The sequence below is a fragment of the Paraburkholderia sp. MM5496-R1 genome, assembly GCF_050436205.1.
GTDB lineage: Bacteria > Pseudomonadota > Gammaproteobacteria > Burkholderiales > Burkholderiaceae > Paraburkholderia > Paraburkholderia tuberum.
Genome location: NZ_JBNDLT010000002.1, coordinates 718,029 through 742,077 on the forward strand (window position 1 = coordinate 718,029; position 24,049 = coordinate 742,077).

Below are 24,049 nucleotides of genomic sequence, written 5' to 3' on the forward strand. Positions count from 1 at the left end.
GAGGGGTGCCAAAAACAGAACGCCCGATCTTACAACAGCGGGCAACAAAAAAGGCGAACCGGAGTTCGCCTTTCGTGGATACTGGCGGAGTGGACGGGACTCGAACCCGCGACCCCCGGCGTGACAGGCCGGTATTCTAACCGACTGAACTACCACTCCTTATACTGCACTTTTGCGACTGGAAACACTGCAGCCGAATCTGAAACTGGTGGGTGCTGAGAGGCTCGAACTCCCGACCTACGCCTTGTAAGGGCGCCGCTCTACCAACTGAGCTAAGCACCCGTTTCGTGACTCAGTGCTTGATGTGTTTTCTGCCTTGCCGCTGCCCTCCCCGTGAATCGTTCATGCAGCCGGGTTAAGCAATTCCTCAAGCAGCAAGCGCACTAGTTTAGCGCATCCTTCAGAGCTTTGCCAGGCCTAAATTTAGGAACTTTTGCTGCCTTGATTTTGATCGCGGCGCCCGTGCGCGGATTGCGTCCGGTGCGCGCGGTGCGCTTGCCGACCGCGAACGTGCCAAAGCCGACCAACGTCACAGATCCGCCCTTCTTCAACGTGTTTTTGACGCCCGCGATGACCGCATCGAGTGCACGGCCCGCCGCGGCCTTCGAAATGTCGGCTTGCTGTGCAATGTGATCGATCAATTCCGTCTTGTTCATTCAAACCCCCGTGAATATTTATTGGCAATCGTGACAGTGCTTTCCAGCACCTCCCGCCACGCGGCCGGCGCGAACGCCAGGCCGCCTCATTAGAAGCGGCCGAAACCCTTGTGTCAACCGGGGTTGAGCCTGATCGGCGTTATTTTAGAGGGGCGCTTTTGTCACAGTATGTTGCAGCGGAAAGACTGGCGATGCGGCTTGGCGACGAAGCCGCGCGGGCAAAAAAAACCCGCAGCTCTTGACCGCGGGTTTTCTGCTTCAGCGAACGACATCGCTGCAGAATGCTTTGGTGTCAGCGCGTTCTGACGCGCATCGAACCTTAGTGCTTGACGACGTCCGTCGCGGCATCCTTGCCCGGCTCAGCCCCAACCGGCGCCGAGGGCTTCGGTTCTTCTTCCGGTAACGCCTGCGGTACACGCTCGAGCGCAAGTTCGAGCACCTTGTCGATCCAGCGGACCGGTACGATTTCGATCGCGTTCTTCACGTTATCCGGAATCTCCGTCAAGTCCTTGACGTTTTCTTCCGGAATCAGCACCAGCTTGATGCCACCGCGATGCGCCGCCAGCAGCTTTTCCTTCAGGCCGCCGATCGGCAGAACTTCGCCACGCAGCGTGATTTCGCCCGTCATCGCGACATCGGCGCGCACCGGAATACCGGTCAACACCGACACCAGCGCGGTCGTCATCGCGATACCAGCCGAAGGACCATCTTTCGGCGTTGCGCCTTCCGGCACGTGGATGTGAATGTCCTGCTTCTCGAACGCTTCGTCCTTGATGCCAAGACGACGCGAACGCGAACGCACGACCGAGCGCGCCGCTTCGACGGATTCCTTCATCACGTCGCCGAGCGAACCCGTGCGGATCACATTGCCCTTGCCCGGCATCACCGCGGCTTCGATGGTCAGCAGATCGCCGCCCACTTCCGTCCACGCGAGACCCGTGACCTGGCCCACCTGATTTTCCTTCGCGGCCAGACCGAAGTCGTACTTGCGCACGCCGAGGAACGTGTCGAGGTTGCTGCCGTCGACCTTCACCGCGCCTTCCGCCTTCTTCAGCAGAAGCATCTTCACGACCTTGCGGCAGATCTTCGAAATTTCACGCTCGAGCGAGCGGACGCCCGCTTCGCGCGTGTAGTAACGAATGATGTCGCGGATCGCAGTTTCCGTCACATCGACCTCGCCATCCTTGAGGCCGTTGTTCTTCTTCTGCTTCGGCAGCAGATAACGCTGCGCGATGCTGACCTTCTCGTCTTCCGTATAACCGGACAGACGAATCACTTCCATCCGGTCGAGCAGCGGCGGCGGAATGTTCAGCGAGTTCGACGTCGCCACGAACATCACGTCCGACAGATCGAAGTCGACTTCGACGTAGTGGTCGGCGAACGTATGGTTCTGTTCCGGATCGAGCACTTCCAGCAGGGCCGACGACGGATCGCCGCGGAAATCCTGACCCATCTTGTCGACTTCGTCGAGCAGGAAGAGCGGATTGCGCACGCCGACCTTGGTCAGGCTTTGCAGGATCTTACCCGGCATCGAACCGATGTACGTGCGACGGTGGCCACGAATCTCGGCTTCGTCACGCACGCCGCCCAATGCCATGCGCACGAACTTGCGGTTCGTCGCGCGCGCGATCGACTGACCGAGCGAAGTCTTACCGACGCCCGGAGGCCCCACGAGGCACAAGATCGGCGCCTTGACCTTGTCGACACGTTGCTGGACCGCGAGATACTCGAGAATACGTTCCTTCACTTTCTCGAGACCGAAGTGGTCTTCGTCGAGCACGCGCTCCGCATTCGACAGGTCGTTGTTGACCTTGCTCTTCTTGCGCCACGGCAAGCCGATCAGCGTGTCGATGTAGTTGCGCACGACCGTCGCTTCCGCCGACATCGGCGACATCAGCTTGAGCTTCTTCAGCTCGGCGTCGGCCTTCTTCTTCGCTTCCTTCGGCATGCGGGCGGCCGTGATGCGCTTCTCGAGTTCTTCGAGATCCGCACCTTCTTCGCCTTCGCCGAGTTCCTTCTGGATCGCCTTGACCTGTTCGTTCAGGTAGTACTCGCGCTGACTCTTCTCCATCTGACGCTTCACGCGCCCGCGGATACGCTTTTCGACCTGCAGGATGTCGATCTCGGCTTCGAGTTGCGCGAGCAGATGCTCGAGCCGCTCGATCACCGGGAACATCTCGAGGATGTGTTGCTTCTGGTCGAGCTTGAGCGGCAAATGCGCCGCGATCGTGTCGGCGAGACGCCCTGCCTCGTCGATACCCGACAGCGAGGTCAGGATCTCCGGCGGGATCTTCTTGTTCAGCTTCACATACTGGTCGAACTGCGACACGATCGCGCGACGCAGCGCTTCGGTTTCAGCGCTGTCGGCGTGGTCAGGTTCGAGCGGCATGACTTCGCACGAGAACTGCGTTTCCTGTTCTTCGATGGAAAGCGTCTTCGCGCGCTGCAAGCCTTCGACGAGCACCTTCACGGTACCGTCGGGCAGCTTCAGCATCTGCAGGATGTTGGCGATACACCCTACTTCGTACATGTCCTTTTCGGTCGGCTCATCTTTCGCAGCCGTCTTCTGGGCGACGAGCATGATGTGCTTGCCGCCTTCCATCGCTGCTTCGAGAGCCTTGATCGACTTCGGGCGGCCTACGAAGAGCGGAATCACCATGTGCGGGAAAACGACTACGTCGCGCAGCGGGAGCAGCGGCAGCGTAATGCGTTCCGGCGGGAGGAGTTGGGTTCCTGACATTTCATTTCCCCATGAGTGGAATCAGTTCGTTCGATAGGTGAGGCCAGCAGAAAATATTGCAAGCCTCCGCGTGTGGGAAAAGTTCAGTGACTCCGAAGGTTCAGTGACTCCATAGTTGAGAACAACCAGCCTGACCACACGATAAACGAAAAAGCCGTTCACGTCGCCATGAACGGCCTTTTTGCAGAACTCGAAAGCCGATCAGTTCGAACCCGCGACCTTCGGCGCGTCTTCGTAGATCAGCAGCGGTTTGCCGTCGCCGTCGATAACGTTGTCGTCGATGATGACCTTGCTGACACCTTTCATTTGCGGAAGGTCGTACATGACATCAAGCAACGCCTGTTCCAGAATCGAACGCAGGCCCCGCGCGCCCGTCTTGCGGCGGATCGCCTTACGCGCCACGGCCTGCAACGCGGCCGGACGGATTTCGAGCTCGACGCGCTCCATGCTGAACAGCTTGTGATACTGCTTGACCAGCGCATTCTTCGGTTCGACGAGAATCTTCATCAGCGCCGCTTCGTCGAGCTTGCCGAGCGTGGCGACCACCGGCAGACGGCCGATCAGCTCCGGAATCAGGCCGAATTTGATCAGATCTTCCGGCTCCACTTCGCGCAGCACTTCGCCGGCGTCGCGGTCCTGCTTGCTCTTCACGCTCGCGCCGAAACCGATGCCGGTCTTCTCGGTGCGATCGACGATGACCTTCTCAAGGCCGTCGAACGCACCGCCGCAGATGAACAGGATGTTCGTCGTATCGACCTGGATGAAGTCCTGGTTCGGATGCTTACGGCCACCTTGCGGCGGCACCGACGCCATCGTGCCTTCGACCAGCTTCAGCAGAGCCTGCTGCACACCCTCGCCCGACACGTCGCGCGTGATGGACGGGTTGTCGGACTTGCGACTGATCTTGTCGATTTCGTCGATGTAGACGATGCCGCGCTGAGCCTTGTCCACCTCGTAATTACAATTCTGCAGCAGCTTCTGAATGATGTTCTCGACGTCTTCGCCGACATAGCCGGCTTCCGTCAGCGTGGTCGCGTCGGCAATCACGAATGGCACGTTCAGAAGGCGCGCGAGCGTCTGCGCAAGCAGCGTCTTGCCGGAGCCGGTCGGGCCGATCAGCAGGATGTTGCTCTTGGACAGCTCGATTTCATCCTTCTTGTCGAGATGCTTGAGGCGCTTGTAGTGGTTGTAGACCGCGACCGCGAGGATCTTTTTCGCGCGCTCCTGACCGATCACGTACTGGTCGAGAATTTCGCGGATTTCCTGCGGGGTCGGCAGATCGGACTTGGACAAGCCGGCCTCGATGCCCGCGCCTGCAGCCTCGTCACGAATGATTTCGTTGCACAGATCGATACATTCATCGCAGATGAATACCGACGGGCCAGCAATCAGTTTCTTGACCTCATGCTGGCTCTTGCCGCAAAACGAGCAATACAACAGCTTTTCGCTGTTAGAACCTTTCTTGTCCGCCATAGATGTGTGAGCCTCCGGACACCGGATTAGATAATACGCCGTTTGCCCCCGCCACGCAGTCTGGGCGCGGCAGGGCTAGTGAGCACGATAACGGCGCTTGCCGCAGACGCCCGGACGGAAGTGGAACATTCACAACCGACCCGATGACGGTTTTGCCGCAACAGTGGGCAAAACAGCAGGGCAAAACCGTACCAGATCAGGGACGCTTGTGCGCCACCTGGTCGACGAGGCCGTACGCCTGCGCGTCATCGCCGGACATGAAATTGTCACGGTCGGTGTCACGCGCGATGCGTTCGACCGGCTGACCGGTGTGGTGCGCGAGCAGATGATTCAGCCGATCCTTCAGGTACAGGATTTCACGCGCCTGGATTTCAATGTCCGATGCCTGGCCGCGCGCGCCGCCAAGCGGCTGATGAATCATCACGCGCGAATTCGGCAGCGCGAAACGCTTGCCCTTAGCACCGGCCGCGAGCAGGAACGCGCCCATGCTCGCCGCAAGCCCCATGCACAGCGTCGAGACGTCCGGCTTGATGAACTGCATCGTATCGTAGATCGCCATACCGGCAGACACGGAGCCGCCCGGACTGTTGATGTAGAAGTAGATGTCCTTGTCCGGATTCTCGCTTTCCAGAAACAGCATCTGCGCAACCACCAGATTGGCCGTCTGGTCGTTCACTTCGCCCACGAGGAACACGATGCGTTCCTTCAGCAGACGCGAATAAATATCATAGGAGCGCTCGCCCCGACCGCTCGTTTCCACGACGATCGGCACCAGACCGAGTGCCTTCGCTTCGAGATCCCGGGACGACTGGGAGGTCAACGTGTCCAGCATTTGGGCGCGAAAGGTCATGCAATGGATCCTTGTCTGGAAATATTCTGAATATTAGCTGCTGGACACAGGTTGGTGCGACGAGCCCGTATTCAAGTGCCGTCTTCGTGTGCGCCGCACGACCGGATCCGCTACGTCACACAGATTCATAGCACAAAAAAACGGCGTGCCGGCCGTCGGTCGCTCCGACAGCCGGCACGCCGTTGCAGCGACGCTTACGCTTGCGCCGTTGCGCTTGCCAGTTCCTCGAAGCTCACTTCCTTGTCCGTCACCTTCGCCTTGCTGAGGACGAAGTCGACGACGTTGGCTTCAACGACATACGCTTCCATTTCAGCAAGACGTTGCTGGTTGGAATAATACCAGCGGACGACTTCCTTCGGGTCTTCGTAGCTTTTCGCGAATTCATCGACTTCGGCACGGATCTGCTCCGGCTTCGCCTGCAGTTCGTTCGCCTTCACCAGCTCGGCCAGCACGAGACCCAGCTTGACGCGGCGCTCGGCCTGCTCCTTGAACATCGCGGCCGGGATCGGCGCGTCCTTCGCGTTCGGCACGCCGCGCTGTTCCAGATCCTGGCGAGCCATCGCGACGAGGCGCTCCTGATCCTGCTCGATCAGCGCGTTCGGGACGTCGAGCTCCGAGATTTTCAGCAGTGCGTCCATCACCTGGTTCTTGACGATGGCTTGCGTGCGGCGCTTCGCTTCGCGCTCGAGGTTGTCCTTGATTTCAGCGCGCATCTTGGTCAGATCGCCGTCTTCGATGCCGAGCGATTTCGCGAATTCGCCGTCGACTTCCGGCAAATGCGGCCATTCGATCTTCTTCATCGTGATCGTGAATTGCGCCGTCTTGCCCGCCACTTCCTTGCCGTGGTAGTCGTCCGGGAACTTCAGGTCGAATTCCTTCGCTTCGCCGACCTTCAAGCCGAGCGCCGCTTTTTCGAATTCCGGCAGCATGCGGCCTTCGCCGAGGATGAAGCCGAAGTCTTCGGCGCTACCGCCCTGGAATGCTTCACCGTCGATCTTGCCGACGAAGTCGACCGTCACGCGGTCGCCGTCTTTGGCGGCCGTGTCCGCGCCGCCGTCGCCGTGCTCGCCTGCCTCGCCGCGAGCGAGGAAGTGCACGCGCTGTTTGCGCAGGATGTCCAGCGTGCGGTCGATTTCCGCTTCGCTGATGCTGGTCATGGTGCGCTCGATTTCAGCCGTGGCGACGTCGCCCAGCTTCACTTCCGGATACACCTCGAAGGTCGCGTCGAACGCGTAGCTGCCTTCACCAGCGTCGGTCTTCGGCGCGAAGCTCGGCTGACCCGCGACACGCAGGTTTTCGGTGCGGCTGATGTCGAAAAATTCCTTGCCGACCTTGTCGCTCAGCACTTCGGCTTCCACCTGGCCCGAATACTGTTGCGTCACCATCTTGAGCGGCACCTTGCCCGGGCGGAAACCCGGCATGCGCACGTTCTTCGCGAGTTGACGGATACGCGAATCCACTTCCTTCTGCACGGCATCCTTCGGCAGGGAAATCGTCACGCGGCGTTCGAGCTTGCCGAGGTTTTCAACAACGTTAGCCATGGCTTCAATCGTCCTAAAATTATTCGAGCGAATCAGTTATCTTCTCCGTGCTGCCCGTCGATGTCGCTTCGCATCGATTTGCGCCGATTGCATCGATCACGCACCTGCGCCGCGGGCTTGCAGGCCGTCGGCAGCACGGTTGAGTCCAAAGAGCCGAATATTTTAGCAAACTATTTGCGCGCCTAGCCGGGATTCGATGATTGCATCGAGTTTTCCCTGCATTCCGGGCGTTTTGAGCGCCATTTTCGGTTAGTTTTGACACAGCGAGCGCTATTTGCCGCTGGCATCGCTATCCGGTTAGCGTCGTGCGTTCCTCGGCGCTCTTTCGTCATGCAACAGAACGTTCGCGTGGACGCTCGCACCCGCTCGCGGCCGACGTGTCGTGGCCGCGATCCCGCCCATGCCTTTCGACATATTCAGCCGACGCCCCCATGCTGATAAGCTAACGCACTCGGTCGGGCCGCCACCGCCGGTCACCGGCAGCCGGTCGCTTCATCCGCTCCGGCAACCGCTTACAACGACTCAAACCTCTCAGAGACACCATGCCGAATTCGTCGTCCTCGCCTGTCGTCGTCATCGCTCCCGATTCATTCAAAGGCTCGCTCAGCGCGGAACAGGTCGCGCAAGCGATCGCATCCGGCGTCGAGCGCGCACGCCCCGACGCGAGCGTGCGCATCTGTCCGATGGCCGACGGCGGCGAAGGTACGCTCGACGCAATGCTCACGAGCGGCGGCGAGCGCCGCACGCTTAGCGTGCGCGGCGCGGCCGGTCCGACGCGCGCAGCGCTGACGGGCCTGCTCACGGACGGCAGCGCCATCATCGAAACGGCGGAAATCGTCGGCATTACGGACCCCGTCGGCATGGGCGTGCCGGTCGAGGCGCGCAGCACGCGCGGCATGGGCGAAGCAATTCGGGCGCTGCTTGATGCTGGCGTGCGGCGCTTTTTCGTCGCGCTCGGCGGCAGCAGCACGAACGACGGCGGCGCCGGCCTGCTGACCGGCCTCGGCTTGCAACTGTTCGACGCGCAAGGCAACGTACTCGAAGGCACACCCGAGCAGCTTGCGGGCGTGGCGCGGGTCGATGCGTCGCTGCTCGACGCACGGCTTGCCGACACGCAGTTCGTCGGCATGTCGGACGTCGACAATCCGTTGACCGGCGCGCACGGCGCGACCGCGATCTTCGGTCCGCAAAAAGGCGTGAAGCCAGAACAGGTCGCGCCGATCGACGCGGCGCTCGTGCGCTTCGCCGATCTGCTCGAAGCCGCGCTCGGCCGCACGGCGCGTGACCTGCCGGGCGCGGGCGCGGCGGGCGGCCTCGGCTTCGCATTGCACATGCTCGGCGCGCAGTTCGAGCCGGGCGCGGAAACCGTCGCGCGGCAAATCGGCCTCGACGCCGCGCTCACGGGCGCCAACTGGCTGATCACCGGTGAAGGCCGTTCCGACGTACAGACGCTGCACGGCAAGGCGCCGTTCATCGCCTGCGCGCATGCGCGTGCCGCGGGCGTGCCCGCCACGCTGCTGTCCGGCGCGATCGACCCCGCCGCGCTGCCGCGTCTTGCCGAATACTTCGGCGGCTGCTTTTCTCCGGCGCCGGGGCCGATCACGCTCGACGTCGCGATTCGCGATGCGGCGCGCCTGCTCGCCAACGAAGCCGAGCAGCTGACGCGCCTGAAATACGGCGTGCGTTGACCCGCGAAACGGTTGCCGCAACAATCACAGCGCCACGACCGTTCCACTCATCACGGGGTGACCATGAAGGACTCCGCCAAAGCCGGGCTCGAGCAGTTCCTCACGTATCGTCTGCATGTACTGAACAAACTGGCCGAGCGCGGCATCAGCGCGCGCTACGCGGCGAAGCTCGACGTGACGCTGCCCGAAGCGCGGGTGATTGCGACGGTGGGATCGTTCGGACCGTTCTCGATCATGGAGTTGGCACGCCATGCCAATCTCGACAAAAGCCAGGCGAGTCGCGCGGCCGAAGCGCTGATCCGGCAGGGACTCGTGCAGCGCGAAGCGAGCGCCGCGGACGGCCGCGTCGTGCTGGTCTCGCTGACGCAGGAAGGCCGCGCGCTCTATCGCAAAGTGATGCCGATCGCGCGCAAGTGGAACGGCGATATGTTCGAGTGCCTCGACGAAGAGGAAAGGGCCGCGTTCGGCGCGGCGCTCGACAAGGTGATCCGTGCCATGAACGCGCGGGAGTGATAGCGCGCGGCGAACCGGCCGTGTTTGAAAAGCGCCGTTTCACGGCATTGGGCGGCGCGTGTCAAAATTGAGCCTCGGCCAACGCGCCTTCACCCTCTTTTTCATCCAGGGACGCTTCAGTGGACATCAACAAACAGGTCGCGGCACTCACCGCGTCGGAGCTCCAGACCGCCGGCGCGAGCCAGGCGAGCGCGATCGCGGTCAGCGTCGTACTGCGTCATCTTCGTTCGCCGGAACTGGCGAAACTGCTGTCGTCGGCATTTGAAAATCATCAGGCGGTGATGCTGCAAACGCCATGGCCGGACCAGATGCTGCAGGCGTTCGAGTCGACGCGCCGTTTCCTCGAAGGCGCCGCGCAAGCGGAATTGCCGGGCTCGCAGGAAGCGCCGGGAACGCCGGGTGCCTGAGTCGCGCGGTCGCGATGAAAGGCAGCGGAGCAACACTGAGGCCTTTCAGAAGACCGCGCAAAAAAGAAAAAACCCCGTCGGTCCAAAGACTTGACGGGGTTTTTCTTGACTACCAATAAGTGGTGCGAGGGAGGGGACTCGAACCCCTACACCCTTGCGGGCGTCAGGACCTAAACCTGGTGCGTCTACCAATTTCGCCACCCTCGCAGCCGGGTACGCCGCAAAGCGTCGCGCCCGATTGTCCTGTGCACTCCCAAGCGCGCTGAACACGTGCCCGAAAGCGTAAGCGCGAGATTCTAACCGATTGATTCGCGCTTGTCTGCACCCGACGGTATCTGCGCGCGCGACGCCGATGCTACAATTTTCGGCTCGTCGAGACGGGCGCCGCGACGGACGTCGGCGCCCTTCTCGCCAGTCCTTCCCCACACTCTCATCCCGTGAATTTCGACGACTATTGCCAGCAGAAAGCGGCGCCCCCAGGATCGAGCACCTACTATGCGCTTCGCCAGGCGCGCGCCGCCAGTCAGCCGCTGTTGACGGCGCTCTTCGCATTGCGTCGCGAGTTCGAGGAAACGGTCAAGGAGACGAGCGATCCGGCGGTCGGCCGCACGAAGCTCGCGTGGTGGCAGAAAGAAATTGCCGCGCTGGCCGCCGGCTCGCCGTCGCATCCGGTGTCCAAGGCACTCGCGGCCTATCTGCCCGACGCGCAGGCCGAATATCCGGCTCTGCAGGAACTGCTCGCGGGCTTCGAGATGGATCTCGACCAGGCACGCTATCTCGACTATCCGAACCTGCGGCGCTATGTGCAGGGTGTCGGCGGCAATTTTGCGTCGCTGGTGTCGCGCGCGGCTGCAACCGGGTCGGCCGACGATGCCGCGCATGCGTCGGCGTGGGCCGCTCCGCTCGGCGAGGCGCTGATGCTCGCGCAGTTCGTCGCCGAAACCGGCAACGATGCCCGGCACGGCCGCATCTACGTTCCGATCGACGAGATGCAACGCTACAACGTCACCGCCGCCGATCTGATCAACCGCAAATACACCGACGCTTTCACCGAGCTGATGCGGTTCGAAACGAATCGCGCGCGCGACGCGGTGCAGACCGCGCTCGCCGCGGTGCCCGCCAGCGCGCGGCGCGCGCAGCGCACGCTGCTCGCGCTCGCGGCGCTTGCGTTGGCGTTGCTCGATGAAATCGAGCGCGACGGTTATCACGTGCTGCATCAACGCATCGCGTTGACGCCGATCCGCAAGCTATGGATCGCGTGGCGCGCGAAGTAGCCTGAGCGCCGGGCGCGTCGATTCGCGCCCAGCGCCCAGCGCTCACGCCCGCAGCAACGGCAGCGGCTCGAGCCGCTGCTGCAGAGTCGCAGGCGCGTCCAATCCCCACCAGGGCCCGAGCACCGTCGCATAAAGCTGGCGAAAATCCACGCCGACCGGCAGGTTGCCATTCCCATCGAGCCGCGCAAGCATCGGCGGCACGCCAAACAAACCGCCCTGCACGCGACCGCCCGTCACGAAGTGCGGCGCCACCGTGCCGTGATCGGTGCCGTTGCTCTGGTTCTCGCGCGGACGGCGCCCGAATTCCGCGTACGTCATCACGAGCGTATCGTTCCACCGGCCCAACTCGACGAGCGCGGCCTGCATCGCCACCATCCCTTCCGCGAACTGTTTGAGCAACTCGGCCTGTTGTCCCGGCTGGTTCTGGTGCGTATCGAAACCGTTCAGCGTTAGCCGGATCACGGCCACGCCCTGCCCGCTCAACGGCTGCTCCAGTGGCGCGCGTCCGGCGCCAGCTATCTTCAGCGTGTCCGAAGCGGCCAGCACCTGCATTGCCGTTTTGATCGAACTGCCGAACGCGCCGCCCGGAAACGCGGTCTTCAACTGAGGCTGCCTTTGCGTCGCACGCAGACGACCGGCCGGTTTCACGATGTCGTTTTCGACGTCGAGAATAGGCGCGAGCGCGGGATTGACCAGCGCGATCGCGCGCGCGCCGTTTGCGAGCGGCCCCATTTCGGCGCTGCCGACCACGACGCCGTCGGCCGCGAAACCGATGGGCACCGGCCTCATCGCGAACGCGCGCGTGAGCCAGCCGTCGCGCAGATATTGGTCGGAGCGTGAGCGGTATCCCAGATCTCGATCGAACGGAAATGCGACAGGTTCGGCTGCGCATAGCTGACGCCCTGCACGATCGCGAGCTGCCGGCTGCGCGAGAGCGGCATCAGCGGCTCCAACGCGGGATACGGCGCGGGATGCAGCGCGGTGCGCTCGTCGAGCTGGATCATCTGTTCGCGTTTGATGCCGATGTTTTTGCGCAGCACGAGGTACGCAGGATCGGCGAACGGGATCACGGTGTTCAAACCGTCGTTGCCGCCTTTCAGCGTCGAACTGTTGATCCAGGACGCGCCGCCCGGCCATCCTTTGAGGTTCGGCGGATAGAACAGGTTGTCGCCGAGCGCGCGTAGCGTCACCTCGATGTCATAACCGCTCGCGCGAAACTGCATGGCGATCGGCTCGACGCGTGCCGGGTCCGGCGTGTCGGAGATGCGACGCTGATCCGGCGTCCATGCGTTGCGCTCGGCGCGCGTTGGGATCGGCTCGAATACAGTCGGGAGGTCGCGATATCGCTTCGCGGCGCGCGCTCGTGAGTGGCGTGACATCGTGAGCCGAGGCGCCTGTATGCACCAAGACGCGCACAAAAACGCGCCGGCGCTGGCGACTCAACGGAGCAGCGGATCAGAAAGTGGACGCTGAAGATGCAACGGGATTTTTCACGCGGCAATGCGCGCGCTGGGATTAACGCTTGTACAACTCGCGCACGGCGTCTTCGATGTGCTGCCGCAACAGCCGACGCTCTTCGGGCGTCATATGCCCGTCGCGGCGACGTTGATCGAGATCGGGGGGAACCGCGGTGCGCAGCATCGCGTCAGAGGCAGGGCGATCGATGCTCGGGTTGTGGCGGCTGGTTCTGCCATTACCCGAGCGGGGCGCATGCTCGCTCGCCGCTCTATCCGCGGACGGCTGCGCATGAGCGAGCGTCGGGCCCAGTGTGCCTGCCAGCGTACCGGCAACCGCCAGTGCAATCACGCTCAGGCGCACGTTCGGCCAAACCCCTCCCTTCATGTTGTTCCCTTCGTGGCGCGGCAACCGGCTACCTCACATGCGTATACAAACCCCGGTAACAGCCGGGTGCGAGAGTTTTGTCGAGTGAAGTATCCACCGAACAGCCGCATTCAGTAAAGCAGTCTAAACGCGCATACTTTACGTCGCGCCACACCGCGGGTAAATTTTGTAACCGACTGTAACCCCAGAAATGGTGTAACCGCGCACCACTTTCTAATCGCGCTAAGATGCCGACCATGGAAACCAAAAACCCTTCGAAAATCCTCGTCGTCGACGACGATCCACGCCTGCGCGATCTTCTGCGCCGCTACCTCGGCGAACAAGGCTTCAACGTCTATGTCGCCGAAAATGCGCCGTCAATGAACAAGCTCTGGGTGCGCGAGCGCTTCGATCTGCTGGTGCTCGATCTGATGCTGCCCGGTGAGGACGGCCTGTCGATCTGCCGGCGACTGCGCGGCAGCAACGACCGCACGCCGATCATCATGCTGACGGCCAAGGGTGAGGATGTCGATCGCATCGTCGGCCTCGAGATGGGTGCCGACGACTATCTGCCCAAGCCGTTCAATCCACGCGAACTGGTCGCGCGCATTCACGCGGTGCTGCGTCGCCAGTCGCCGTCCGAGTTGCCGGGCGCTCCGTCCGAGACCACCGAGGTCTTCGAGTTCGGCGAGTTCGCGCTGAATCTCGCCACCCGCACGCTGACCAAGGCCGGCCAGGAAATTCCGCTCACCACCGGTGAGTTCTCGGTGCTGAAGGTATTCGCGCGTCATCCGCGTCAGCCGCTGTCGCGCGAAAAGCTGATGGAACTCGCACGCGGCCGTGAATACGAGGTCTTCGACCGCAGCCTCGACGTGCAGATCTCGCGTCTGCGCAAGCTGATCGAGCCGGATCCGGGCAGCCCGCGCTTCATTCAGACCGTGTGGGGCCTCGGCTACGTCTTCATCCCCGACGGTGCAGCCTGAGTTTGTGCTCCGTTTTCGTTTGTGTGTCACATAAGAAGGGCCCATGCGGATCGACCGGCGCCTCCTGACGCTCGCGTTCGGCGGCCTTTTCTGGCGGACCTTTCTGCTGATCGCGCTGTTGATCGCAGTCAGTCTCGCCGCGTGGTTCCAGAGCTTTCGCGTGATCGAGCGTGAGCCGCGCGCGCAGCGCGTGGCTCTGCAACTCGTCGCGATCGTCAAGCTCACGCGTACCGCACTCCTCTATTCCGATCCCGACCTGCGGCGCGCGCTGCTGCAGGATCTGGAGAGCAACGAAGGGGTGCGCGTGTACCCGCGCGAAGCCACCGACAAATACAAACTCCAGCCCGACGAATCGTTGAATCGCCTGATCGAGCACGACATCCGCGGCCGTCTCGGCGACGACACCATAATCGCGCAGAGCGTCAACGATATCAACGGCGTATGGATCAGCTTCAAGATCGACGACGACGATTACTGGGTCGCGCTCGACCGCGATCAGCTCGACAACGCCACCGGCCTGCAATGGGCCGGCTGGGGCGTGTTCGCGCTCGCGCTGTCGCTGTTCGGCGCGGCGTTCATCACGAGTCTGGTGAACCGGCCGTTCGCGCGTCTGGCGATGGCCGCGCGCCGGGTCGGCTCGGGGCAATCGCCCGAGCCGCTGCCCGAGCGCGGCATGGGTGTGGCCGCCGAAACCAATCGAAGCTTCAACCAGATGGTGCGCGACCTCGAACAGCTCGAGGCGGACCGCGCGCTGATGCTCGCGGGCATCTCCCACGATCTGCGCACGCCGCTCGCACGGCTGCGGCTCGAGACCGAAATGAGCCCGTCCGATCAGGCTACCAAGGACGCGATGGTCGACGACATCGAGCAAATGGACATGATCATCGGCCGCTTCCTCGACTACGCGCGTCCCGTTCAGCGTGTGCCGGAACCGGTGGACCTCTCGGTGATCGCGAGCGAACTCGCCGCACGCATGCAAAGCGAGGACAGCATGCGGCTGATCACGCGGCTCGCTCCGTCGGCGGTGATCGAGGCCGATGAAACCGACATGCGTCGCGTGGTCGGCAATCTGCTCGAGAACGCGCGCAAATATGGCCTCAGCGACGGCGACGGTGTGCCGCGCGTAATTCTGGAAACGCGCGTGTCGCACTCGCGCGTCGAACTCTCGGTGGTCGACGAAGGCCCCGGCATTCCCGAAGACCAGCTCGCGCTCGTCACGCGGCCGTTCTATCGTGTGAATTCGGCGCGCACCCAGGCCAACGGCACGGGCCTCGGCATGGCGATCGTGCAGCGGCTCGTCGCCCGTTATCGCGGCGCGCTGCGGCTGCGCAACCGCTCGCCCGGACCCGGGCTTGAAGTGACGATCGAGTTTCCGCTCGCGAAAAGCGCGTGAGCCGGCGACGTGCGGCACCGCGCGCCGTCGCCATTCGAAACACGCCGCTTGTTGCGACTTCCGAAGGAGCCTTTGCATGAAAACCGTTGGCGATAAACTCGAAGCGTTCACCGTCATTGCCGCCAAGCCGGGCTTCAATCATCACGAAGAACACGGCGTCTCGGCGTTCGAATACATCACCGAGCAGTCGTTTCCAGGCAAATGGAAAATCATTTACTTCTATCCGAAGGATTTTTCGTTGGTCTGCCCGACGGAAATCGTCGAATTCAGCAAGCTCGTCAAGGAGTTCGAGGACCGCGAGGCCGTGCTGCTCGGCGGCAGCGTCGACAATGAATACGTGAAGCTCGCATGGCGCCGCGAGTACAAGGAGCTCGACAGGCTCAACCACTACTCGTTCGGCGACGTGAAAGGCGAGCTGATCGACCAGCTCGGCGTGCGCGACAAGGAAGCGGGCGTCGCGCTGCGCGCGACCTATATCGTCGATCCGGACAACACGATCCAGCACGTGTCGGTCAACAATCTGTACGTGGGCCGTAATCCCGAAGAAGTGCTGCGCATCCTCGACGGCCTGCAAACGGACGAGCTGTGTCCGAGCAATCGGACGATTGGCGGCGCGACGCTGTAAGCGGCACCGCCCGTCACCCAAACAAAAATCCCGTTCAGCTCCTGACCAACAACACCACGGCCTGCGCCTCGATGCCCTCGCCGCGGCCGAGATAACCGAGCTTCTCGTTCGTCTTCGCCTTGACGTTCACGCGCTCGATCGGCAGACCGAGGTCCGCCGCGATATTGGCGCGCATCCCTTCGATATGCGGTGCGAGCTTCGGCGCCTGCGCGATCACGCTGCTGTCGACGTTGCCGATCGCAAAGCCGGCCGCCTTCACGCGCGCCACGCATTCGCGCAGCAGCACGCGGCTGTCGGCGCCGGCGAACTTCGCGTCGGTATCGGAGAAGTGGCGGCCGATATCGCCCAACGCGGCTGCGCCAAACAGCGCATCGGTAATCGCGTGCAGCAGCACATCCGCGTCCGAGTGACCGAGCAGCCCGCGCTCGTACGGAATCGTTACGCCGCCGATGATCAACGCGCGTCCCGGCACCAGCGCATGCACGTCGTAGCCCTGCCCAATTCTGAAATCCATGTGCGTCACGTCCTCAAGTGCTGAAGCTTTTAAAACTTCTTTAAAGCCTTTCTAATTCTTTCCAATGTGCCCAGGCGCGGTTTCACGAACCGGCGGGGCGGCTCAGAATCGCCTCGGCCAGATCGAAGTCTTCCGGATACGTGACCTTGAAGTTACGCAGGCTGCCTTGCACGAGCTTCGGCGCGTGGCCCGACCATTCGATCGCGCTCGCCTCGTCGGTCAGATCGTGGCCGTCGGCCTGGGCGCGCAGGATCGCCTCGCGCAGCATGCCGATGCGGAACATCTGGGGCGTCTGCGCCTGCCACAAGCCGTCACGCGATTCGGTTTGGGCGATGCGGCCATCGGCCGACGCGCGGTCGATACGCTTCAAGGTATCGGCGACCGGCAACGCCATGATGCCGCCGACCGCATCGTCCTTGAGCGAACCGATCAGCGTGCGGATCAGCGCCGGCGTGATGCCCGGCCGGGCCGCGTCGTGCACGAGCACCCAGTCGGCGTCGTGGGCGCCGAACTCGGCGAGCGCGTGCAGACCGTTGAGCACCGACGCCTGGCGCGACGCGCCGCCCACGCGACGCACCGCGAAGCGCAGATTGCCGAAGCGGCGGGCGTCGAAGTGCTGGTCGTCGGGCGCGATGACGACGAGCGTCTGCGTGAATTCGCTGCACGCGTCGAACGCGGCGAGCGAGTAATGCAGCATGTCGCGGCCGGCGACAGTGCGGTATTGCTTGGGCATCGCGGCGCCGGAACGGCTGCCGGTGCCTGCGCACGGGATCAGGGCAAAGAGACGGGAAGTCACGAGTGCGGATGCCGCCAGGTCAAAGTAAAGGACGGATTTTATAATAGGTCCTTCGCATCCACGCCCGTACACGCGTAAACTTGGCCGTCGCGTGAGCCCCGAGCCGCCCCTTTTTCTCCTTTATGCCAGACATCGCCGCATCCTCGCAGTCCTCCCCGCCCGTCGCGCTCGTCAAGGCCGGCCAGCGTTTCGCCTTCGACGGCACGCGCGGTTCGTCCGACGCGCTGCTGATCGCCCGCTACCATCTCGCGTATCGCGAGAAGATGCCGCTGCTTGCGGTGGTCTGCGAAAACGCGCTCGACGCGCAGCGGCTGTCGCAGGAAATCGGCTTCTTCGCGCCCGACGCGCGCGTGCGCCTCCTGCCCGACTGGGAGACGCTGCCTTACGACACGTTTTCGCCGCACCAGGACCTCGTCTCCGAGCGTCTCGCGACGCTGCACGACCTCGGCGAAGGCCGTTGCGACATCCTGCTCGTGCCGGCCACGACGGCCTTGTACCGGATGCCGCCTGCATCGTTTCTGGCCGCCTACACGTTCTCGTTCTCGCAAGGCGAACGGCTCGACGAAGCGAAGCTGAAGGCGCAGCTGACGCTCGCCGGCTACGAGCACGTGAGCCAGGTGGTGCGTCCCGGCGAATATTGCGTGCGCGGCTCGCTGCTCGATCTGTTTCCGATGGGCTCGCCGCTGCCCTACCGGATCGACCTGTTCGACGACCAGGTCGACTCGATCCGCGCGTTCGACCCCGACACGCAGCGCAGCCTCTATCCGGTCAAGGACGTGCGCCTGCTGCCGGGCCGCGAATTCCCGTTCGACGAGGCCGCGCGCACCGCATTCCGCAGCCGCTGGCGCGAGACTTTCGAGGGCGATCCGAGCCGCGCGTCGATCTATAAGGACATCGGCAACGGCGTGCCGTCGGCGGGTATCGAATACTATCTGCCGCTGTTCTTCGAGGAGACGGCCACCCTCTTCCATTACCTGCCCGACGGTTCGCAACTCGCGTTCGTCGGCGATCTGGACGCGGCGATCCGGCGCTTCACCAACGACACGAAGCAGCGCTTCAATTTCCTGTCGCACGACCGCGACCGGCCGATTCTCGAACCGCACAAGCTGTTCCTGTCGGACGAGGATTTCTTCACGTTCGCGAAACCGTTCGCACGGCTCGTGCTGCCCACCAACGGCGACGGCGCCTGGTCGATCGCGCTGCCGAACCTCGCGATCGATCGTCACGCCGACGATCCCGTCTCGGCGCTGCGCGCGTATCTGAGCGCGACGCCGAACCGGGTGCTGTTCGCCGCCGAATCGGCGGGCCGCCGCGAGACGCTGCTGCAACTGCTCGCCGACAACCAGCTGAAGCCCGCCTCGGCCGACAGCTTCGCCGACTGGCTCAAGAGCGACGCGCGTTTCTCGCTCGGCGTCGCGCCGCTCGCGAACGGCTTCGCGCTGCCGGGCGACGGCATCGCGATCATCACCGAAACCGAGCTGTACGGGCCGCTCGCGCGCCGCGCGGGACGCCGCCGCCAGGAACAGGCGAGCAACGTCGATTCGATGGTGCGCGATCTGTCCGAGCTGAAGCTCGGCGACCCGGTCGTGCATTCGCAGCACGGTATCGGCCGCTACATGGGTCTCGTGACGATGGATCTCGGCGAAGGCGAGACCGAGTTCCTGCACCTCGAATACGCGGGCGACAGCAAGCTCTACGTGCCGGTCGCGCAATTGCACGTGATCTCGCGCTATAGCGGCGCCGATCCGGAAAGCGCGCCGCTGCATTCGCTCGGCTCGGGCCAGTGGGAAAAGGCCAAGCGCAAGGCCGCGCAGCAGATCCGCGACACCGCCGCCGAGCTGCTCAACCTGTACGCCCGCCGTGCCGCCCGCGAGGGCCACGCGTTCGCGCTCGAACCGAAGGACTACGTGAAGTTCGCCGAGAGCTTCGGTTTCGAGGAAACGCCGGACCAGGCCGCCGCGATCGCGGCCGTGATCGGCGACATGACGAGCGGCAAGCCGATGGACCGGCTCGTGTGCGGCGACGTCGGCTTCGGCAAGACCGAGGTCGCATTGCGCGCGGCGTTCATCGCGGTGATGGGCGGCAAGCAGGTCGCGCTGTTGTCGCCGACCACGCTGCTCGCCGAGCAGCACACGCAAACCTTCAGCGACCGCTTCTCCGACTGGCCGGTGCGCATCGCCGAGCTGTCGCGCTTCAAGTCGACCAAAGAAGCCAACGCGGCGATCCGGCAGATCAACGAAGGATCGGTCGACATCGTGATCGGCACGCACAAGCTGCTGTCGTCCGATGTGCAGTTCAAGCGGCTCGGACTCGTGATCATCGACGAGGAGCATCGCTTCGGCGTGCGTCAGAAGGAGGCGCTGAAAGCGCTGCGCGCGGAAGTCGACGTACTGACGCTGACCGCGACGCCGATTCCCCGTACGCTCGGCATGGCGCTCGAAGGCCTGCGCGATTTTTCGGTGATCGCAACGGCGCCGCAAAAGCGCCTCGCGATCAAGACCTTCGTGCGGCGCGAGGAAGACAGCGTGATTCGCGAAGCAATGCTGCGCGAGTTGAAGCGCGGCGGCCAGGTCTACTTCCTGCACAACGAAGTCGAGACGATCCAGAATCGCCGGCAGATGCTCGAAGAGCTGGTGCCCGAAGCGCGCATCGCGGTCGCGCATGGACAGATGCACGAGCGGGAACTGGAGCGGGTGATGCGCGACTTCGTCGCGCAACGCGCGAACGTGCTGCTGTGCACGACGATCATCGAAACCGGCATCGACGTGCCGAGCGCGAACACGATCCTGATCCACCGCTCCGACAAGTTCGGCCTCGCGCAATTGCATCAGCTGCGTGGCCGCGTCGGCCGCTCGCATCACCAGGCGTACTCGTATCTGCTCGTGCACGATCCGCAGGGGCTCACCAAGCAGGCGCAACGGCGGCTCGAAGCGATCCAGCAGATGGAGGAACTCGGCTCGGGCTTCTATCTCGCGATGCACGACCTCGAAATTCGCGGCACCGGCGAGGTGCTCGGTGACAAGCAGTCGGGCGAGATTCACGAGATCGGCTTCCAGCTTTATACCGACATGCTCAACGACGCAGTGAGGGCGCTCAAGAACGGCAAGGAGCCGGACCTCACCGCGCCGCTCGCCGCGACCACCGAGATCAACCTGCATTCGCCGGCGATCCTGCCGTCGGACTATTGCGGCGACGTGCAGGAACGGCTGTCGCTGTACAAGCGCCTCGCGAACTGCGAACACAACGATTCGATCGACGGCATCCAGGAAGAGCTGATCGACCGCTTCGGCAAGCTGCCGCCGCAGGCGCATGCGCTGGTGGAGACGCATCGACTGCGGCTCGCCGCGAAGCCGCTCGGCATTTCGAAGATCGATGCCGGTGAAGCGGTGATCGGCCTGCAGTTCATCCCCAATCCGCCCGTCGACGCGATGCGGATCATCGAGATGGTGCAGAAGCACAAGCACATCAAGCTCGCGGGTCAGGACAAGCTGCGTATCGAAACGCGCAGCCCGGATCTCGCGGTGCGCGTCGCGACCGTCAAGGAGACCTTGCGCGCGCTCGGTTCGCCGAGCCGCGGCACGGCGGCGGCGCCGGCTCGCTGAGCGCGGCACGCTGCGCGCACAGGCTCGTGAAAACCGCAGAAAACGGGGGGACGTCCCCCGTTTTTTGCATCGATGCTGCGCTGCGCCAACGCGAGCCCGGCTTTTTGGACATCCTGACGAAAATGCAATTTGGGATATGATCGATAGACACAAAACGCTGGAGTCATGTCATGTCTCACGTCGCTGAAACAGCGCAATCGTTGCAGTCGTCCGCCTCCTCCACGTCCCCCGCTTCTCCGATATCTCTGCCCTGGGTCACCCGTCTCGTGTCGATGGACACGGTGAGCCGCAATCCAAACCTCGCCCTGATCGAAACCGTGCGCGACGAGCTGCGCGCGGTCGGTATCGACGCGACGCTGACGCACGGCAAGGGCGGCAAATGGGCGAACCTGTTCGCGACCATTCCCGCGCACGACGGCGAAACGAACGGCGGCGTCGTACTGTCGGGCCACACCGACGTCGTGCCGGTGGACGGCCAGCAATGGGACAGCGATCCGTTCAAGCCGGAGATTCGCGGTGGCAAGCTCTATGGCCGCGGCACCTGCGACATGAAGGGCTTCATCGGCGCGGCGCTCGCGCTCGTGCCGGACATGCTGCGCACGAAGCTCGCGAAGCCGATCCACCTCGCGCTGTCGTTCGACGAGGAAGTGGGCTGCGTGGGCGCGCCGCTTCTGATCGCCGATCTGATGAAGCGCGGCGTAAAGCCGGACGGCTGCATCGTCGGCGAGCCGACCAGCATGCGCCCGATCATCGCGCACAAGGGCATCAACGCCTATCAGTGCTGCGTACGCGGCCAGGCCGCGCATTCGTCGCTGACGCCGAACGGCTTGAACGCGATCGAGCACGCGGCTCGCCTGATCTGCTACATCCGCGACATGGCCGACCAGTTCCGCGCGCAAGGCCCGTTCGACGAACTGTACGACGTGCCGTTCAGCACCGCGCAGACCAGCACGATCACGGGCGGCAACGCAATCAACACGGTGCCGGCCGAATGCCAGTTCCAGTTCGAGTTCCGCAATCTGCCGACGCTCGATCCCGAGCAAATCTTCGCGCGCATCGACAGCTACGCGCGCGAAACGCTGCTGCCGAAAATGCTGCGCGAGCATCCGTCGGCCGCGATCGAGATCACGAAGATCGCCGCGGCGCCCGGACTCGATTCGTCTGAACAGGCCGCGATCACGCAGCTCGTCCGCGCACTGACGGCCGACCAGGACAAGCGCAAGGTCGCATACGGCACCGAGGCCGGCCTGTTTTCGAACGCGGGGATTCCGAGCATCGTCTGCGGCCCCGGCGACATCCAGCAGGCGCATAAGGCGAACGAATTCGTCGAGCTCGCGCAGCTCGTCGCGTGCGAGCGCTTCTTGCGCAAGTTCATCCACAGCATGTCGGTCGAGGCCGCTTAGCCCGTTTCGTTGCAGCGGCGCGCAGCCGCAGTGAACCTGCGCGCCGAGCCACGGGCCTCAGCGACATCGACGACTCCGGAGCGACCGCCATGTCCAGCGCCATGCCTCAGCACACGGATCACACGATCGACGGTGAGCCGATCCCCACGCTCGACGACATCGCCGCGCAGCACTTCGCGTTGACGCCCTGGGTCGCGCGCACGCCGGTGTTCGACCGGCTCGACTTCTCGTCGCTGCGCGGCACCGTCGTCAATTTCAAGTTCGAGCTGCTGCAGGCGGGCGGCAGCTTCAAGGCACGCGGCGCCTTCACGAACCTGCTCGCGCTCGACGACGCGCAGAAGAGCGCGGGTGTCACCTGCGTGTCGGGCGGCAATCACGCGGTGGCGGTCGCCTATGCGGCGATGCGGCTCGGCGTCAGCGCCAAGGTCGTGCTGTTCAGCGCGGCGAATCCGGCCCGCGTCGCGTTGTGCCGCGAGTACGGCGCCGACATCGTCTATGCGGAAGATCTCGCCGAAGCGTTCGAACTGGTGCGCCGCGTCGAGGCCGAGGAAGGCCGCTATTTCGTGCATCCGTTCAACGGCTATCGCACGGTGCTCGGCTCGGCGACGCTCGGCTACGAATGGGCCACGCAAACGCCCGACCTCGAAGCGGTGATCGTGCCGATCGGCGGCGGCGGACTCGCGGCCGGGGTCTCCACCGCGCTGCGGCTCGCGAATCCGAACGTGCACGTGTACGGCGTCGAACCCGAAGGCTCGGACGTGATGAGCAAGAGTTTTGCCGCCAACCATACGGTCAGAATGGGCCACATGCACAGCATCGCCGATTCGCTGATGTCGCCGCATACCGAGCAATACAGCTACGAGCTGTGCCGCCGCCATGTCGATCGGATCGTCACCGTGTCCGACGACCAGTTGCGCGAGGCGATGCTGATCCTGTTCAATCAGCTGAAGCTCGCGGTCGAGCCGGCTTGCGCGGCCGCCACGGCCGGATTGCTCGGACCGCTGCGCGAACAGTTGCAGGGCAAACGCGTGGGCGTGCTGCTGTGCGGTGCCAATATCGACCCGGTCAGTTTTGCCGCGCATCTGGAGCGCGCGCGCCATAGCGAGTCACAGTTTCCTCATTAGCGACGCGCAGCAGATGCGCTTGTTGCCTTGCGGCTAAAGCACTAGCCTATCCGCTTCAGGTTGGTATGATTCGGCTATTCACATCAGGGAGGTGTAGGCATGAGCATGATCCAGGAATTTAAAGAATTTGCCCTCAAAGGCAACGTGATGGATCTGGCGGTCGGTGTGATTATCGGCGGCGCGTTTTCCACCATTGTCAATTCCGTGGTTAAAGACCTGATCATGCCGGTTGTCGGGGTCGCTACCGGCGGCCTCGATTTCTCCAATCTGTTCGTTCGCCTGGGCCATATTCCGGCCACTTACAAAGGCAACCCCGAATCGTATAAAGACCTGCAGACAGGTGGCGTGGCGGTGTTCGGTTACGGTTCGTTCATTACCGCGACGATCAACTTCATCATTCTCGCGTTCATCATCTTTCTGATGGTCAAATTCATCAACAAACTGCGCAAGGAGCCGCAAGCCGCGCCGGCGGAGCCGCCGCCGCCGCCGGAAGACGTGCTGCTGCTGCGCGAGATCCGCGATTCGCTGAACAACCAGCAGCGTTAATCGTCGAATCAAGCTCGGGTTGGACGGCCTGAGCCAGTGAAATCAAAAGGCCTGTTGCGATCGGCGTCGCGACAGGCCTTTGTGTTTTCACGCTGCCTTC

The 24,049-nt window shown here is 63.3% G+C and carries 19 protein-coding genes, 3 tRNA genes and 1 pseudogene; 11 read left to right on the forward strand and 12 right to left on the reverse strand.

Annotated elements, in window-relative coordinates:
* Positions 1 to 82: 82 nt before the first annotated feature.
* The 7 genes from OKW38_RS10120 to tig form a co-directional block, all read right to left on the reverse strand.
* Positions 83 to 159: transfer RNA gene (locus tag OKW38_RS10120), tRNA-Asp, on the reverse strand.
* Positions 160 to 206: 47 nt separating this feature from the next.
* Positions 207 to 282, reverse strand: a tRNA-Val gene (locus OKW38_RS10125).
* Positions 283 to 383: 101 nt separating this feature from the next.
* Complete coding sequence (locus tag OKW38_RS10130) at positions 384 to 656, reverse strand: HU family DNA-binding protein (protein WP_018418077.1); 273 nt, start codon at positions 654 to 656, stop codon at positions 384 to 386.
* Positions 657 to 975: 319 nt separating this feature from the next.
* On the reverse strand, positions 976 to 3,396 hold the full coding sequence (lon, locus tag OKW38_RS10135) for an endopeptidase La (RefSeq protein WP_018418078.1): 2,421 nt from the start codon (positions 3,394 to 3,396) through the stop codon (positions 976 to 978).
* Positions 3,397 to 3,597: 201 nt separating this feature from the next.
* Positions 3,598 to 4,869: an ATP-dependent Clp protease ATP-binding subunit ClpX gene (gene clpX / locus OKW38_RS10140; protein WP_013089402.1), complete on the reverse strand. Its 1,272-nt coding sequence runs from the start codon at positions 4,867 to 4,869 to the stop codon at positions 3,598 to 3,600.
* A 196-nt stretch (positions 4,870 to 5,065) separates the two neighbouring features.
* Positions 5,066 to 5,719: an ATP-dependent Clp endopeptidase proteolytic subunit ClpP gene (gene clpP / locus OKW38_RS10145; RefSeq protein WP_429361301.1), complete on the reverse strand. Its 654-nt coding sequence runs from the start codon at positions 5,717 to 5,719 to the stop codon at positions 5,066 to 5,068.
* Positions 5,720 to 5,913: 194 nt separating this feature from the next.
* Positions 5,914 to 7,260 carry a trigger factor gene (tig, locus tag OKW38_RS10150; protein WP_187610119.1) on the reverse strand — a complete coding sequence of 449 codons (1,347 nt, stop codon included), beginning with the start codon at positions 7,258 to 7,260 and terminating at the stop codon, positions 5,914 to 5,916.
* Positions 7,261 to 7,802: 542 nt separating this feature from the next.
* On the opposite strand from tig, the gene OKW38_RS10155 reads away from it, so the two are divergent.
* The 3 genes from OKW38_RS10155 (at position 7,803) to OKW38_RS10165 (ending at position 9,868) form a co-directional block, all read left to right on the forward strand.
* The gene (locus tag OKW38_RS10155) at positions 7,803 to 8,948 is read left to right on the forward strand and encodes a glycerate kinase (RefSeq protein ID WP_429361303.1); all 1,146 of its coding nucleotides are present in this window, start codon (positions 7,803 to 7,805) and stop codon (positions 8,946 to 8,948) included.
* A gap of 63 nt (positions 8,949 to 9,011) precedes the next feature.
* The gene (locus OKW38_RS10160) at positions 9,012 to 9,461 is read left to right on the forward strand and encodes a MarR family winged helix-turn-helix transcriptional regulator (RefSeq protein WP_184063596.1); all 450 of its coding nucleotides are present in this window, start codon (positions 9,012 to 9,014) and stop codon (positions 9,459 to 9,461) included.
* Between the two features lie 119 nt (positions 9,462 to 9,580).
* A complete protein-coding gene (locus OKW38_RS10165) occupies positions 9,581 to 9,868 on the forward strand; it encodes a hypothetical protein (RefSeq protein ID WP_184065023.1) in 288 nt (95 codons plus the stop codon).
* A 120-nt stretch (positions 9,869 to 9,988) separates the two neighbouring features.
* Here the strand turns inward: OKW38_RS10165 and OKW38_RS10170 are convergent.
* A tRNA-Leu gene (locus tag OKW38_RS10170) sits at positions 9,989 to 10,075 on the reverse strand.
* A gap of 230 nt (positions 10,076 to 10,305) precedes the next feature.
* On the opposite strand from OKW38_RS10170, the gene OKW38_RS10175 reads away from it, so the two are divergent.
* Positions 10,306 to 11,142, forward strand: a complete 837-nt coding sequence (locus tag OKW38_RS10175; protein WP_429361305.1) for a squalene/phytoene synthase family protein — start codon at positions 10,306 to 10,308, stop codon at positions 11,140 to 11,142.
* A 42-nt stretch (positions 11,143 to 11,184) separates the two neighbouring features.
* Here the strand turns inward: OKW38_RS10175 and OKW38_RS10180 are convergent.
* Both OKW38_RS10180 and OKW38_RS10185 read right to left on the reverse strand, forming a co-directional pair.
* Positions 11,185 to 12,242 (reverse strand): annotated as a pseudogene (locus OKW38_RS10180) (DUF1501 domain-containing protein); the annotation flags it as partial.
* A 415-nt stretch (positions 12,243 to 12,657) separates the two neighbouring features.
* Complete coding sequence (locus OKW38_RS10185) at positions 12,658 to 12,984, reverse strand: hypothetical protein (protein ID WP_187610122.1); 327 nt, start codon at positions 12,982 to 12,984, stop codon at positions 12,658 to 12,660.
* A gap of 227 nt (positions 12,985 to 13,211) precedes the next feature.
* Between OKW38_RS10185 and ompR the strand changes: the two genes are divergently transcribed.
* The 3 genes from ompR to OKW38_RS10200 all read left to right on the forward strand — a co-directional run bounded on the left by ompR (position 13,212) and on the right by OKW38_RS10200 (position 15,964).
* Complete coding sequence (ompR, locus tag OKW38_RS10190) at positions 13,212 to 13,946, forward strand: two-component system response regulator OmpR (RefSeq protein WP_006048917.1); 735 nt, start codon at positions 13,212 to 13,214, stop codon at positions 13,944 to 13,946.
* Between the two features lie 43 nt (positions 13,947 to 13,989).
* On the forward strand, positions 13,990 to 15,339 hold the full coding sequence (locus OKW38_RS10195) for an ATP-binding protein (RefSeq protein WP_090804732.1): 1,350 nt from the start codon (positions 13,990 to 13,992) through the stop codon (positions 15,337 to 15,339).
* A gap of 76 nt (positions 15,340 to 15,415) precedes the next feature.
* Entirely contained in the window at positions 15,416 to 15,964 is a 549-nt protein-coding gene (locus OKW38_RS10200) for a peroxiredoxin (protein ID WP_090804730.1), read from the forward strand.
* Between the two features lie 34 nt (positions 15,965 to 15,998).
* On the opposite strand, the gene ispF is transcribed toward OKW38_RS10200, so the two are convergent.
* Positions 15,999 to 16,478, reverse strand: coding sequence for a 2-C-methyl-D-erythritol 2,4-cyclodiphosphate synthase (ispF, locus tag OKW38_RS10205; protein WP_090804728.1), 480 nt, complete (start codon positions 16,476 to 16,478; stop codon positions 15,999 to 16,001).
* Between the two features lie 82 nt (positions 16,479 to 16,560).
* Positions 16,561 to 17,274, reverse strand: coding sequence for a 2-C-methyl-D-erythritol 4-phosphate cytidylyltransferase (ispD, locus tag OKW38_RS10210; RefSeq protein WP_429336408.1), 714 nt, complete (start codon positions 17,272 to 17,274; stop codon positions 16,561 to 16,563).
* A 122-nt stretch (positions 17,275 to 17,396) separates the two neighbouring features.
* On the opposite strand from ispD, the gene mfd reads away from it, so the two are divergent.
* The 4 genes from mfd (at position 17,397) to mscL (ending at position 23,949) form a co-directional block, all read left to right on the forward strand.
* Positions 17,397 to 20,876 carry a transcription-repair coupling factor gene (gene mfd, locus OKW38_RS10215; protein ID WP_429361307.1) on the forward strand — a complete coding sequence of 1,160 codons (3,480 nt, stop codon included), beginning with the start codon at positions 17,397 to 17,399 and terminating at the stop codon, positions 20,874 to 20,876.
* Positions 20,877 to 21,046: 170 nt separating this feature from the next.
* Complete coding sequence (argE, locus tag OKW38_RS10220) at positions 21,047 to 22,279, forward strand: acetylornithine deacetylase (protein WP_429361308.1); 1,233 nt, start codon at positions 21,047 to 21,049, stop codon at positions 22,277 to 22,279.
* A gap of 89 nt (positions 22,280 to 22,368) precedes the next feature.
* Positions 22,369 to 23,403 (forward strand): threonine ammonia-lyase, encoded by a 1,035-nt coding sequence (locus OKW38_RS10225; protein ID WP_090804696.1) that lies wholly within the window; start codon positions 22,369 to 22,371, stop codon positions 23,401 to 23,403.
* Positions 23,404 to 23,502: 99 nt separating this feature from the next.
* The gene (gene mscL, locus OKW38_RS10230; protein ID WP_090804694.1) at positions 23,503 to 23,949 is read left to right on the forward strand and encodes a large conductance mechanosensitive channel protein MscL; all 447 of its coding nucleotides are present in this window, start codon (positions 23,503 to 23,505) and stop codon (positions 23,947 to 23,949) included.
* Positions 23,950 to 24,049 lie beyond the last annotated feature (100 nt).